This window comes from Streptomyces prunicolor NBRC 13075, from assembly GCF_000367365.1.
In the GTDB taxonomy this organism is placed as follows: domain Bacteria; phylum Actinomycetota; class Actinomycetes; order Streptomycetales; family Streptomycetaceae; genus Streptomyces; species Streptomyces prunicolor.
This window is the reverse complement of the sequence record NZ_BARF01000039.1, coordinates 74,207-86,394: the sequence shown is the minus strand read 5'-3', so window position 1 is coordinate 86,394 and position 12,188 is coordinate 74,207. Positions and strand designations below refer to the sequence as shown.

At 70.0% G+C, this 12,188-nt stretch carries 12 protein-coding genes; 7 read left to right on the top strand and 5 right to left on the bottom strand.

What is annotated here, in order from left to right:
• Positions 1-261: 261 nt before the first annotated feature.
• Positions 262-1,350 carry a redox-regulated ATPase YchF gene (gene ychF / locus SPR02S_RS18445; protein ID WP_019058470.1) on the top strand — a complete coding sequence of 363 codons (1,089 nt, stop codon included), beginning with the start codon at positions 262-264 and terminating at the stop codon, positions 1,348-1,350.
• A gap of 192 nt (positions 1,351-1,542) precedes the next feature.
• Positions 1,543-1,920: a hypothetical protein gene (locus tag SPR02S_RS18440; protein WP_019058469.1), complete on the top strand. Its 378-nt coding sequence runs from the start codon at positions 1,543-1,545 to the stop codon at positions 1,918-1,920.
• Positions 1,921-2,184: 264 nt separating this feature from the next.
• Here SPR02S_RS18440 and SPR02S_RS18435 read toward each other — a convergent pair whose 3' ends face one another.
• Both SPR02S_RS18435 and SPR02S_RS18430 read right to left on the bottom strand, forming a co-directional pair.
• Positions 2,185-2,940 carry an SDR family oxidoreductase gene (locus tag SPR02S_RS18435; protein WP_019058468.1) on the bottom strand — a complete coding sequence of 252 codons (756 nt, stop codon included), beginning with the start codon at positions 2,938-2,940 and terminating at the stop codon, positions 2,185-2,187.
• A gap of 14 nt (positions 2,941-2,954) precedes the next feature.
• Positions 2,955-4,478, bottom strand: a complete 1,524-nt coding sequence (locus SPR02S_RS18430; RefSeq protein ID WP_019058467.1) for an FAD-dependent monooxygenase — start codon at positions 4,476-4,478, stop codon at positions 2,955-2,957.
• A gap of 58 nt (positions 4,479-4,536) precedes the next feature.
• Between SPR02S_RS18430 and SPR02S_RS18425 the strand changes: the two genes are divergently transcribed.
• Positions 4,537-5,151 carry a TetR/AcrR family transcriptional regulator C-terminal domain-containing protein gene (locus SPR02S_RS18425; RefSeq protein WP_019058466.1) on the top strand — a complete coding sequence of 205 codons (615 nt, stop codon included), beginning with the start codon at positions 4,537-4,539 and terminating at the stop codon, positions 5,149-5,151.
• A 40-nt stretch (positions 5,152-5,191) separates the two neighbouring features.
• Here SPR02S_RS18425 and SPR02S_RS18420 read toward each other — a convergent pair whose 3' ends face one another.
• Complete coding sequence (locus tag SPR02S_RS18420; RefSeq protein ID WP_026150670.1) at positions 5,192-6,538, bottom strand: M14 family zinc carboxypeptidase; 1,347 nt, start codon at positions 6,536-6,538, stop codon at positions 5,192-5,194.
• Positions 6,539-6,788: 250 nt separating this feature from the next.
• Here SPR02S_RS18420 and xynA point away from each other — a divergent pair, with 250 nt between their 5' ends.
• The 3 genes from xynA (at position 6,789) to SPR02S_RS18405 (ending at position 9,163) form a co-directional block, all read left to right on the top strand.
• Positions 6,789-7,475 (top strand): endo-1,4-beta-xylanase XynA, encoded by a 687-nt coding sequence (gene xynA / locus SPR02S_RS18415; RefSeq protein WP_019058464.1) that lies wholly within the window; start codon positions 6,789-6,791, stop codon positions 7,473-7,475.
• Positions 7,476-7,513: 38 nt separating this feature from the next.
• On the top strand, positions 7,514-8,197 hold the full coding sequence (locus tag SPR02S_RS18410) for a polysaccharide deacetylase family protein (protein ID WP_019058463.1): 684 nt from the start codon (positions 7,514-7,516) through the stop codon (positions 8,195-8,197).
• Positions 8,198-8,371: 174 nt separating this feature from the next.
• Positions 8,372-9,163, top strand: a complete 792-nt coding sequence (locus SPR02S_RS18405) for a COG4705 family protein (RefSeq protein ID WP_019058462.1) — start codon at positions 8,372-8,374, stop codon at positions 9,161-9,163.
• Between the two features lie 43 nt (positions 9,164-9,206).
• On the opposite strand, the gene SPR02S_RS18400 is transcribed toward SPR02S_RS18405, so the two are convergent.
• Entirely contained in the window at positions 9,207-10,550 is a 1,344-nt protein-coding gene (locus tag SPR02S_RS18400; protein WP_019058461.1) for a sensor histidine kinase, read from the bottom strand.
• Complete coding sequence (locus SPR02S_RS18395; RefSeq protein ID WP_019058460.1) at positions 10,547-11,209, bottom strand: response regulator transcription factor; 663 nt, start codon at positions 11,207-11,209, stop codon at positions 10,547-10,549. Before SPR02S_RS18395 ends, SPR02S_RS18400 begins: the two co-directional genes overlap by 4 nt.
• Before the next feature lie 138 nt (positions 11,210-11,347).
• Here SPR02S_RS18395 and SPR02S_RS18390 point away from each other — a divergent pair, with 138 nt between their 5' ends.
• Positions 11,348-12,187 (top strand): COG4705 family protein, encoded by an 840-nt coding sequence (locus tag SPR02S_RS18390; RefSeq protein ID WP_043258347.1) that lies wholly within the window; start codon positions 11,348-11,350, stop codon positions 12,185-12,187.
• The last annotated feature ends 1 nt before the right edge of the window (position 12,188 follow it).

The window sequence follows — 12,188 nt, the reverse complement described above, 5'->3', positions numbered from 1 at the left end:
GAAGGGGCGGGGCCCCGCGTCTCGCGCCGGGCTGTGGGGGTCGTGTCCTGTGTTGCTCCACTGGACCAACTTAGGTCGGTTTATGTGCCGAATAGGTCCTCAGACACGCCGATGGGCAGAGCTTGGCCACGTGTTCGACGCGAAGCCGGGAGGGCGCGACGCACGCCGTAGACTGGTGGATCGGCCCCGGGCCCCAGTCTCCGTAGCCCCAGCCGGTCCCCTCCACTGCTCTCACGCCACTCACGTACGGGAAGTCGCAACGTGTCGCTCACGATCGGAATCGTCGGTCTGCCGAATGTCGGCAAGTCGACCCTGTTCAACGCCCTGACCAAGAACGACGTGCTGGCGGCCAACTACCCGTTCGCCACGATCGAGCCGAACGTCGGCGTGGTCGGCGTCCCCGACGCGCGCCTGACGAAACTGGCCGAGATCTTCTCCTCGCAGAAGATCCTCCCGGCGACCGTCGACTTCGTCGACATCGCGGGCATCGTGAAGGGCGCGTCGGAGGGCGAGGGCCTGGGCAACAAGTTCCTCGCGAACATCCGTGAGTCCGACGCGATCTGCCAGGTCATCCGCGCCTTCCAGGACGAGAACGTCGTCCACGTCGACGGCAAGGTCTCGCCCAAGGACGACATCGAGACGATCAACACCGAGCTGATCCTCGCCGACCTGCAGACCATCGAGAAGGTCCTGCCGCGCCTCCAGCGGGAGTCGCGCATCAAGAAGGACATCGGCCCGAAGGTCGCGGCGGTCGAGGCGGCGCAGGAGATCCTGGAGAAGGGCGACACCCTCTTCTCGCAGGGCATCGTCCAGGGCTCCGGCAAGGAGGAACTCCTCCACGACCTGCACCTGTTGACGACCAAGCCCTTCCTCTACGTCTTCAACGTCGACGAGGACGAACTGGTCGACGAGGACTTCAAGACCGAGCAGCGCGCCCTCGTCGCCCCCGCCGAGGCGATCTTCCTCAACGCCAAGCTGGAGGCGGACCTCGCCGAGCTCGACGAGGAGGAGGCGATGGAGCTCCTGGAGTCGGTCGGCGTCGAGGAGCCCGGCATGACGACCCTGGCCCGCGTCGGTTTCGACACCCTCGGCCTGCAGACCTACCTCACGGCAGGCCCCAAGGAATCCCGCGCCTGGACCATCAAGAAGGGCGCGACCGCCCCCGAGGCCGCCGGCGTCATCCACACCGACTTCCAGAAGGGCTTCATCAAGGCGGAGGTCATCTCCTTCGCCGACCTGGTGGAGACGGGCTCGGTCGCGGAGGCGCGGGCCAAGGGGAAGGCTCGTATGGAGGGCAAGGACTATGTGATGCAGGACGGGGATGTGGTGGAGTTCCGCTTCAACGTGTAGCGGGCGACCTACCGTCACGTCGCCGATCTGGCAAACATGCAGGTCAGAGAAGGTCCGGCTCTTCGGAGTCGGGCCCTTTGACATGTTCGACCCGAAGGTCAGCCGTAGCACCACCGACCCCAAGACCTCGGCCACCGCCTGCACGGTCACCTTGACCGAGGCACTGCCCACAAGCGGTGGTACTACTACCCGGTGCGGATCACGCTGAGCAGCGTCGGACCGGGCGCCGCTCCCGTGGCCGCGTCCTTCTCCGTCGGGCTGGACCCGCAGGTCGTCTCCGACGTCCGGATCGTCAGCGCCCGGCTCAACGACAAGGCGTACGACGCGGGGGTGCGGCTCCTCTCGGACACCCGGACCGTGTCGCTGTTCGAGACCCGCTGGACGACGCGAGCGAAGCTCAGGTCCGGCGACCGGCTCGACCTCGGTCTGGAGGTGAGGACCCGGAAGCCGACGGGTGACCTGCCGACCGTCAAGCACCCGACCGTAGGGTTGATCGACATGGGCAACCACATCACCCAGCGGCAGACCGGCCTCACCTCGATGTCGCGGAGAGATGCACAGTGGACATAGTCCCCGGTTACGTGTTCATCCTGCCGGCGGTGATCGTCGTGGGATGGATCCTGTCGTGGTGGGCCGCCCGGTGGGTCCGGTGGTTCCTGCTGTCCGGCGCGGCCGTCGTCTCCGTGCTCTGTGTCGTCGTCGGCTGGATCCTGTTGTGGGGAGCACGTGGATGTGGTGGGGTCTGCTGTCCGCCGGGGCCAGACGCGGAGGGCCTGAGCAAGCCCCCGCGCCCCGCCCCGGGACCGACCCTTCTCCGAAGCGCTCAGCAGCCGCTCAAAAGCCGTGCCGCGCCCCACCATCCACCGACACCATCACCCCGGTGACATACGACGCCGCCGGTGACAGCAAGAACGCCCCCGCCCGTCCGAACTCCTCCGGCGTCCCGTACCGCCCCAGCGGGATCGCGGCCTCGTTGGTGGCGCGCCTCGTGTCGGGGTCGGGGGACAGGGCGTCCAGGTCGCGCATGCGGTCCGTGGCGATTCGGCCGGGGAGGACGCCGAGGACGCGGACGCCGCGGGGGCCCAGTTCGTCCGCGAGGGACTTGGCGAAGCCGGCCAGACCGGGGCGCAGGCCGTTGGAGATGGCCATCCCCGGGGCCGGTTCGTGGGCGGTGCCCGACAGGACGAAGCCGATCACGCCCCCAGCCTCCAGCTCTTCCGCCGCCGCTCGGGCCAGTCGTACCGCGCCCAGGAACACCGACTCGAACGCCGCCTGCCACTGTTCGTCGGTGGTGGCCGTCGTTTCGCCCGCGGGCGGGCCGCCCACGCTGATCAGGATGCCGTCGAAGGAGCCGTACAACTCCCTTGCCGAGGCGATCAGTTGACGGGGTGCCCGCGGGTCGGAGTTGTCCACGGCGACTCCGGTCGCGTTCGGGCCCAGCTCGGCCGCCGACTCGGCGGCGCGCTTCTCGTCGCGGCCGGTGATGACCACCTTGGCGCCGTCGGCGACCAGTTCGCGGGCGACGGCGTAGCCCAGCCCGCGCGTGCCGCCGGTGACGACGTACACCTTGTTGTTCAGTCCGAGGTCCATGAGTCCGGTCCCGCCTAGAGGTTGAGGGTCGTGGTGATGGCCGCGTCCACCTGCGCCGCCAGCTTGGTGTCGTCCGCCTCCGTCCACGCCCACGCGACGTGGCCGTCGGGGCGGATCAGGGCGGCGCGGACGTCCGCCCAGGCCGGCCGGGTCTTGTCGGGGGCGCCGGCGTGCACCGTCACCCGCTGCTGGGCGCGGTCGGCCAGCGCGTCGTCCTCCGTGAGGTCGAGCAGGACGTACGAGTCCGCCCGCAGCGCGCCGAACAGCGTGCTGTCCGTGTCGGTGAGGGCGAGGTCGGGGGCGCGGGTGCCGGTCACCGGGTGGGCCGTCGGGTCGGTGCTCGGGTAGGCGACGTCGAGCGCGGTCAGCCGGCCGGCCAGTACGCCGCTGAACTCCCGTGACTCGGGGACCATCCGGCTCAGCAGGTCACGCAGGGCCATCCCCTCGGGCGTGAAGGCGTGGAACAGGTAGGTCTGCGCGCGGCTGTGCTCCATCAGCTGCTCGCCGACCGGGTAGCGGTCGGAGTGGTAGCTGTCGAGGAGCCCCTCCGAGGCCCAGCCGTCGATCGTCGCGGCCAGCTTCCAGCCGAGGTTGAAGGCGTCCTGGAAACCGACGTTCATGCCGACGCCCCCGGTGGGGTAGTGCTGGTGCGCGGCGTCGCCCGCCAACACGACGCGGCCACGCCGGTAGTGGGAGGCGAGGCGGGTGGCGTTGCCGTAGCGGGAGAGCCAGGACGGGTCGCGCATGCCGAAGTCCTCGCCGGCGATGTCGATCACCTTCTGCCGCAGTTCGTCCATCGTGAGGTCGCCGGGCCATTCGCGGGTCTCGCTGTCCGGGCTGGTGCCCGCGATGCGCCAGCGGTTGTCGGGCAGCGGCACGATCATCAGGCCGCCGCGCTCGGTGAAGCGGTTGAAGCCGGGCGCCGGCGGGTTGTCGAAGAGGACGTCACCGAGCCAGCCGAGATAGCGCGAGTCCGTGCCGGGGAACTCGATCCCGGCGACGTCGCGCACGGTGCTCCGCGTGCCGTCGCAGCCCGCGATGTACTCCGTCTCGATCTCGTACGGCCCCTCCGGCCCCTCGACCCGGACGGTCACCGAGTCCGTGTGCTCGGTGAAACCCGTGACGCGGTGCCCGCGCCGGATGTCCGCGCCGAGCCCGCGGGCGTACTCCTCGAAGAGCGCCTCGGTACGGGCCTGGGGGATGAACAGGGTGTACGGGAACGGGGTGTCCATGACCGAGAAGTCGAGCCGGTCGGACAGGTTGGCGAAGTGGCCGGTGGAGATCTTCAGGCTCTCGTCGAGGAAGCGCTGGTGGATCCCGCGCGAGGCCAGCACCTCGACGCCGCGCGGGTGCACGGTGAGCGCCTTGGAGCGGTTGTCGATCTCGGTGCGGATCTCCAGGACGGTGACGGAGATGTTGTTGAGTCGGAGTTCGGCGGCGAGCCAGAGGCCGACGGGGCCGCCTCCGGAGATGACGACCTGTGCTGTTTCCACCCGGGCCGTTTCCGCCTGCGCTGTGTTCACCTGCTGTGCACCCATGAGATCACTCATTCCTTGGTCGCTGACCTAGAGTCTTGAGGTGAAGTAAACTAGGTCGGTGACCAACAAGCAACAGAGCGACCGACTGGATCCGGCCGCGGTGATCCGCGCGGGGCTGGACCTCCTGGACGAGAAGGGCCTGGACGCGGTGTCCACGCGCGCGGTCGCCGACCGGCTCGGCGTGCGGATCAACACCGTGCAGTGGCATGTGAAGACCAAGGCCCGGATGCTGGAGCTGATGGCGGACGCCGTGATCGGCGAGATCCCGCTCACCGGCCTGCCGGAAGTCCCCGCCGAACGGGCCCGCGAACTGGCCCGCCGGTTCCGCCGGGCCCTGCTGTCCCACCGCGACGGCGCGGCACTCGTGGTCGGCACCTACGCCGCCGAGCCCATGACCCTGGCCTTCGCGGAGAGCCTGGTCGAGGCGCTGCTGGCCTGCGGCCTGGGCGATCGCGAGGCCGCGTGGACCTCATGGGCGGTCGTCTACTTCGCCCTCGGTCTCACCCAGGAGGAACAGGCCGTGGATCACCGCCCGTTGGGCGATGTCCTGGCGCGTGCGATCTCCGAGGCGACCCATCCCGCGCTGCACCGGGTGGCCGGGCATCTCGCGCCGACGTCGTTCGAGGAGCGGTTCGAGTTCGGGGTGGCCGCGCTGCTCGCCGGGCGGCGGTGAGGGGGAGGGTCTCCGGCTCGGGTGCGGGTCCGTCGCGGGGTCAGCGGAGGGACTTGAGTGCGCTCTCCGCACCGGCCAGGACCGTACGCGCCTGGTGTTCCACTTGATGGTCGACCGGCACCCAGCGCACCCGCAGCGCCTCCTCGGTATCCGTGCACCACGCGGTGAAGAGTTCGTCCAACTCGCGGTACAGCACCGGGGCGGCTCTGTCGTCCGATGCTCGCAGGAGTCGTAGCAACAGGCCTGCCGCGCGGATCGGTTGGCGGCGGGCCACGATGTTCAGGGCCGCGATCTGGGCCGTCGTCAGACGCCTCGGGTCGTCGTCGGCCGACGCGGCGGCGGCCTGACGGCCAAGCTGCGCCCAGGAGTTGGCGACCATGTCGTAGAGGCCGTCGCCCATCCACTCCACCACCCGTCTGAGCGGGTCGTGTTGGGGCGGTGGCAGGAAGCTACGAGCCTTTTCGAGTACGGCGGTCACCTGGCGGCCGCCGTCCAGGACCAGGTCGGCCAGGTCGCGGAGCGCGTCCTCGGCATCCGGGTACGGGGTCAGGTCCTCGGCCAAGTCGCTTGCCCACATGGGGACTTCGACGATCGCGGTGACACCGCCGTAGCGCAGGGGCGCGCACCAGGTGGACGCGCCGATGTTCTCCGAACCGGCCGCCAGGCGCGCGGTGCTGTCCGGCGGGGGCAGGACGTAGACCGCGGGGCTGGGGTTCTCCCAGTACAGGGCGTCGTACGTGCCGTGTTGGAGGGGGATGCCGAGTTCGGCGGCGGAGGTGCGGAAGGGCGCGGCCAGTTCGGGGAGGTCGCGGGTCAACTGGAGCCAGCTGCCGCCCACATCGGTGCTGTGCAGCGAGCACTGGAGGAACGGTCGTAGGTCGTCGATGACCTCGAACAGCGCCCGGCTCTCCGGGAGTTGGCTCGAAATGATCGGTGCCCATTCCGGTTGCTCCGCGGCCATCGGACGGTAGGTGGTGCGGTAGTAGTGCCGGAGGGTTGGGGTGCGGGTGGGTGTGGCTGTGGCTTCCGCGGTTCCGGCCTCGCTCACCGCTGCGCCGTCCGGGTCGAGGCACAGGACGATGTCCCAGGTGACGAGGGTGGGGTCGGTCGCCGCGGACAGGCGGGCGCCGCGGGCGAGTTGCTCCGCGAGCACGAGCGCGGTCGCGCCGCCGACCGGCTCGTCGGGGTGCGGGCCGGCGACCACCAGGACGTGGTGCGGTCCGTGTCCCACGGACAGCATCAGGATCGGGCGGCCCGCGCGGGACCTCCCGATCCGGCGCAGCCGGCAGGTCCCGGGATACCGGGAGACCAGCCGCCGCGCCGATGCGGTGACCTGGGTGACCGTGGGATAGCGGTCCGTCATGCGTGCCGTCATGCGTGCCGTCATGCGGTCCATCATGACCAATGAAGGGGACGATTCGATGATCGGAGAATTCTTCGAAACATTCGATCGAAAACATTCGGCTTTTGGGTCTTGATCCTTTGTTGTATCCGGGGAATTTCTGCGGTGAATTGTTCAATGTGGTGTCTGAGCTGGGGAATTCGCCAAGGTATTGGGTGCTGATCGGCTACGAATATTTCGTACTCAGAACCGAAACTATTGACAGTTGGCAGGGGCAGACCAACACTGACGCGGCATGGACACCACACCCGCACGCACGTCGAACCGCTTGAGGCTGTCAGTCAGCGGCGCCTGCGCCCTGCTGCTGGCCCTGCTGGCGATGATGACCCTGCCCGGCACGGCCGGGGCCGCCACGGTCATCACCACGAACCAGACCGGCACCAACAACGGCTACTACTACTCGTTCTGGACCGACTCCCAGGGGTCGGTCTCCATGAACCTCGGCTCCGGCGGCAACTACAGCACCACGTGGAGCAACACCGGCAACTTCGTCGCGGGCAAGGGCTGGAGCAACGGCAGCCGGCGGAGCGTGACGTACTCGGGGAGCTTCAACCCGTCCGGCAACGGCTATCTCGCGCTGTACGGCTGGACGTCGAACCCGCTCGTCGAGTACTACATCGTCGACAACTGGGGCACCTACCGGCCCACGGGCACGTACAAGGGGACCGTCACCAGTGACGGCGGGACGTACGACATCTACAAGACGACGCGGTACAACGCCCCCTCCGTGGAAGGCACGAAGACCTTCGACCAGTACTGGAGCGTCCGGCAGTCGAAGCGCACCGGCGGCACCATCACCACCGGCAACCACTTCGACGCCTGGGCCCGTGCCGGGATGCCGCTGGGCAGCTTCAGCTACTACATGATCCTCGCGACCGAGGGCTACCAGAGCAGCGGCAACTCCAACATCACGGTGAGCTGACCACCTTCCAACTCCCCATACTGGAGGGACCACTTCACATGAAACCCAGCGCGTTACGATCCCTGGTCGCCACGCCGGCCGTCATCGCCCTGGCCGCCGCGGGCACCCTCGCCGCCGGTGCGAACACCCCGGCGCAGGCCGCCACTTGCGGGGGTTACGTCGGGCTCACCTTCGACGACGGGCCGTCCGGCAACACGCCCGCCCTGCTCAACTCGCTGAAGCAGAACGGTCTTCGGGCCACGACGTTCAACGAGGGCCAGTACGCGGCCGCCTACCCGGCGCAGGTCAAGGCGGAGGTCGCCGCCGGAATGTGGGTCGGCAACCACAGCTACACGCATCCGCACCTCACCCAGCAGACCCAGGCGACGATCGACTCGGAGATCTCCCGGACCCAGCAAGCCATCGCGGCCGCGGGCGGCGGCACCCCCAAGCTGTTCCGGCCGCCGTACGGCGAGACCAACGCGACGGTGAAGGCCGTGGAGGCCAAGTACGGTCTGAAAGAGATCATTTGGGACGTCGACTCGCAGGACTGGAACGGCGCGAGCACCGACGCGATCGTCCAGGCGGCGGCCCGGCTCACCAACGGCCAGATCATCCTCATGCATGACTGGCCGGCCAACACGGTGGCGGCGATTCCGCGGATCGCGCAGGGGCTGGCGGCGCGGACTCTGTGCGCGGGGATGATCTCGCCGCAGACGGGGCGCGCGGTCGCTCCTGGATAGCCGCCGCCGCGCCGCGTTTACCATCCGCCGTACCCCTCTGGCCAGGGCATTGGCCTGCGCTTTCAGGTTGTGTTCAGGCTCGGAGGGGTCTCGGGCAACTCATGCACCGGAAGCCCCAAAGCTCTGGCAAAGGGGTCTGGGGCAACCGCCGTTCGCCATGTCATCGTGCCTGCCATGACGACGGATCACCTCACTCACGACCGGCCCTCGCGCCGCATCCGGCACGCGGCGAGCAAGGTGCCGGAGGTGACCGTCTACTTCTGGGTCATCAAGGTGCTGACGACCGGCATGGGGGAGACGGCCTCCGACTTCCTGGCCCATGCGTTCGGCCCGATCCCCGCTGTCGGCCTCGGCGGCATCGCCCTGGTGGCCGCCCTGGCCGTGCAGTTCGCCGTCCGGCGGTACGTCGCCTGGATCTACTGGACGGCGATCGTCATGGTCAGCGTGTTCGGCACGATGGCCGCCGATGTCCTGCACGTCGGCCTCGGTGTGCCGTACGCCCTCTCGACGCCGTTCTTCATGGTCGTCCTGGCCGCCGTCTTCGCCCTCTGGTACCGCAGCGAGGGCACCCTGTCGATCCACAGCATCCACACCCGGCGCCGCGAGATGTTCTACTGGGCCACCGTGCTCGCCACGTTCGCGCTGGGCACGGCCTGCGGGGACCTCACCGCCACGATCGGCCTGGGCTATCTGGGCTCCGCCTTCCTGTACGGCGCCGCGATCGCGGTTCCGGCCCTCGCGCACCGGTGGGGCGGGCTGAACGCGGTGGCCGCTTTCTGGGCGGCGTATGTCATCACCCGCCCGCTCGGTGCCTCCGTCGCCGACTGGATGGCCGTCGGCCACCAACGGGGCGGGCTCGGCTGGGGACTCGGGCCGGTCACGCTGTCCTGGACGGTGGCCATTCTGGGCTTCGTCGGCTACCTCGCCGTCTCCCGCAAGGACATCCGGCGCGACACCCTGGCGTGAGAGCACGACGCCCCGGCGTGCGGGTCCGGGGCACGCCTCGTTCTCAGCCGGCGGGCAGGCTGACCACGAACCGTGCCCCCGGGGTGTGTTCGGAGTCGTAGGTCACCTCGCCGCCCGCGGAGCGGGCCAGGCGGCGCGCCAGCGGCAGGCCGAGACCCGCACCGCCGTGACCGTCGCCGGGATCCGCGCGCCGGCCGGGCTCGAAGAGCCGTGCCGCGAACGGGGGCGGTACGCCGGGGCCGTCGTCCACGATGTCGACGCGGACGCCGTCGGACGCCTGGTGGGCACGGACGGCGACGGTGGTGACGGCGTAGCGGCAGGCGTTGGCGAGGAGCGGGCTGACGATGCGTTCGAGGAGAACCGGCCCGACTCCGGCCACGAGGTGCGGGCCGTCCACCGTGATCGTCAAGTGGCCTGGTGCGTACGGGACTTGGGCAAGGGCGCGCAGTACCGGCAGCACCTCGGCTGTGCCCGGTGCGGCGAGGCCGCCGGCGCGGGCGTCGTCCAGGAGGGTGTCGCAGATGCTGCGCATGGACTCGGCGGCGTCGGCGATGACCTGGTGGGTGGCGCGGGTCTGGTCGGCGGTACGGGGGTGGGCCTGCCACCAGTCGAGCTCGGCGATGATCCGGCTCAGCGGGGTGCGCAGCTCGTGCGAGAGCTCGCCGGTGAGTCTGCGCTCGTAGCGCAGAAGGCTGCGGATACGGTCCAGCAGGGCGTCCAACGACCCGCCGAGCAGGGCGAGTTCGGCCGGATGCCGGATGCTGCCGAACCGTTCCCCGGAGGCGACCGCGCTCCACTGGGTGGCCTGGTCGGTCATGGTGCGGACGGGGCGCAGCGCGCGGCCGACCGCCAGCCGGGTCAGGGCGTAGGTGCAGGCGAGCATGACGGCGTCCAGGGCGAGCGACCCCATGAGCAGGGTGTCGGCCGAACCGCGGTACGCGGAGAGGTCCAGCGCGGTGACGACGGTGGTCCGGCTCCCCGACCCCGGTACCGGTTGGGAGCAGAGTCGTAGGGGACGTCGGACCGTGGCGGTGACGCACCGGTGCCCGCCGTACCGGGCCAGCGCGTCGGCCACCCGGGTCGACCGACCTGCGGCGGGCGGCTGTTCCAGCAGTTGCCGGTCGGCGTAGATCCAGACGTCGGCGTCGAGGAGCGCGTCGTTCGCACTCTCCAGGACACGCACCGTCGTACCCCGGGTGTCGACGGTCGTCGCGACGGCGGCGGCGCGGGTGCGCAGCTCGTCGTCCGCCTGGTGCTGGAGGCGGCGTTGGGCCACGGAGTCGAACGACACGGTGAGGACCAGCATCAGCGGCGCGGCGGTGAGAAGCGCGACGAGGGAGAGCCGGCCGCGCAGGGTCCGGGAGGCCGGGCGGCGGACCCCGTTCATGACAGCCGGTGTCCGACGCCACGGGCCGTGCCGATCGTCCGGGCGCTGCCCGCCTCCCGGAGTTTGCGGCGCAGCCGGGTCAGGTACTGGTCGAGGGTGTTGTCGTGGACCCGGGCGCCTTCGGGCCAGCCCGCGCGGATCAGTTCGCGGCGGGTGACGATGCCGCCGGAGGCCGCCATGAGCGCGGCCAGGAGGCGGAACTCGGTCGGCGTCAGATCGACCCGGGTGTCCTGGACGTCGACCGTGTGCCGGACGGCGTCCAGGGCCAGGTCTCCCGCTGTGGCGGCGGGCGCCGGCGCCGCCCGTCTGAGGGCCGCCCGCAGGCGGGCCGCGAGTTCGGCGAGGTGGAACGGCTTGGACAGGTAGTCGTCGCCCCCGGCGGAGAACCCGGACAGCCGGTCGGGCAACCGGTGATGCGCGCTGAGGAAGATGACCGGGGAGAGGAACCCGTTCGCCCGCATCGCCTGGCACACGTCCCGCCCGTCGGCGTCGGGCAGTCCGATGTCGAGTACGGCGGCGGAGACGTCGGCGGTGGCCAGCCGCAGGGCGGTCGCGCCGTCCGGGGCCGGGACGGTGTCGTAGTCCTCGTCCCGCAGCCCGCGCATCAGCACGTCCCGCAGGGCGTGATCGTCCTCGACGACCAGGATGGTCCGGCGCATGGTCCTCCCCGACTCCGCCGACTTGCCGCTGACTACAATCCTGTAGACGGTCTACGGAACTGTAGACGATGCCGGTGCGGGAGGGCGCCGTACGGCGGTCAGGATGTGTTCAGGTGTCCACCGGCAGGGTCGGGCCGCATGACATACGAACCCCTCGAGAGCGCTGAAACCGCTGAGCCCGCTGAGCCCGCCGTGCCCGGTGCTGCTCGGCCGCGCTGGAACAAGGTGCCGGAAGTCACCGCCTACTTCTGGATCATCAAGGTGCTGTGCACGACGGTCGGCGAGACCGCGGCCGACCTGCTGAACGAGAAGGCCGACCTGGGCCTGACCGGCGTGTCGGTGCTGATGAGCGGGCTGCTGGCGGTGGTGCTGGTGGTCCAGTTCCGTACGCGGGCCTACCGCGCCGGCGTCTACTGGCTCGCCGTGGCGCTGATCAGCGTCGTGGGAACGCTCATCAGCGACAACCTGACCGACAACCTGGGCGTGCCGCTGGAGACGAGCACCGCGGTGTTCGCCGTCGCCCTGGTGGTCGTGTTCGTGGTGTGGCATCGGCGCGAGGGGACGCTGTCCATCCACAGCATCGACACCACCGGCCGCGAGGCCTTCTACTGGCTCGCCGTGCTGTTCACCTTCGCGCTGGGCACCGCCGCAGGTGACCTGGTCTCCGAGCGCATGAACCTCGGCTACTGGCTGTCCGCCGTCCTGTTCGCCCTGGCCATCGGCGCGGTGGCCGTCGCCCGCTTCGCCCTCGGTCTGGACGCGGTGCGCGGCTTCTGGATCGCGTACGTCCTCACCCGCCCACTGGGCGCCTCGATCGGCGACTACCTCTCCCAGCCGACCGGCGACGGCGGTCTCGGCTTCGGCACCGTCGTCACGAGCGTGCTGTTCCTGGCGGTCATCCTCGGACTGGTGGTGTACCTCGGGGTGACCCGCAGGGACGTCGTCGATCGGGGCCGTGCCGCGCGGCAGGCGGCCTGAC

Excerpts from the sequence above, each read along its gene's own strand:
- SPR02S_RS18435 (WP_019058468.1), bottom strand. The coding sequence starts at position 2,940 with ATGGACCTCGGACTGAACAACAAGGTGTACGTCGTCACCGGCGGCACG.
- SPR02S_RS18430 (WP_019058467.1), bottom strand. The coding sequence starts at position 4,478 with ATGGGTGCACAGCAGGTGAACACAGCGCAGGCGGAAACGGCCCGGGTG.
- SPR02S_RS18420 (WP_026150670.1), bottom strand. The coding sequence starts at position 6,538 with ATGACGGCACGCATGACGGCACGCATGACGGACCGCTATCCCACGGTC.
- xynA (WP_019058464.1), top strand. The coding sequence starts at position 6,789 with ATGGACACCACACCCGCACGCACGTCGAACCGCTTGAGGCTGTCAGTC.
- SPR02S_RS18410 (WP_019058463.1), top strand. The coding sequence starts at position 7,514 with ATGAAACCCAGCGCGTTACGATCCCTGGTCGCCACGCCGGCCGTCATC.
- SPR02S_RS18405 (WP_019058462.1), top strand. The coding sequence starts at position 8,372 with ATGACGACGGATCACCTCACTCACGACCGGCCCTCGCGCCGCATCCGG.
- SPR02S_RS18400 (WP_019058461.1), bottom strand. The coding sequence starts at position 10,550 with ATGAACGGGGTCCGCCGCCCGGCCTCCCGGACCCTGCGCGGCCGGCTC.
- SPR02S_RS18395 (WP_019058460.1), bottom strand. The coding sequence starts at position 11,209 with ATGCGCCGGACCATCCTGGTCGTCGAGGACGATCACGCCCTGCGGGAC.
- SPR02S_RS18390 (WP_043258347.1), top strand. The coding sequence starts at position 11,348 with ATGACATACGAACCCCTCGAGAGCGCTGAAACCGCTGAGCCCGCTGAG.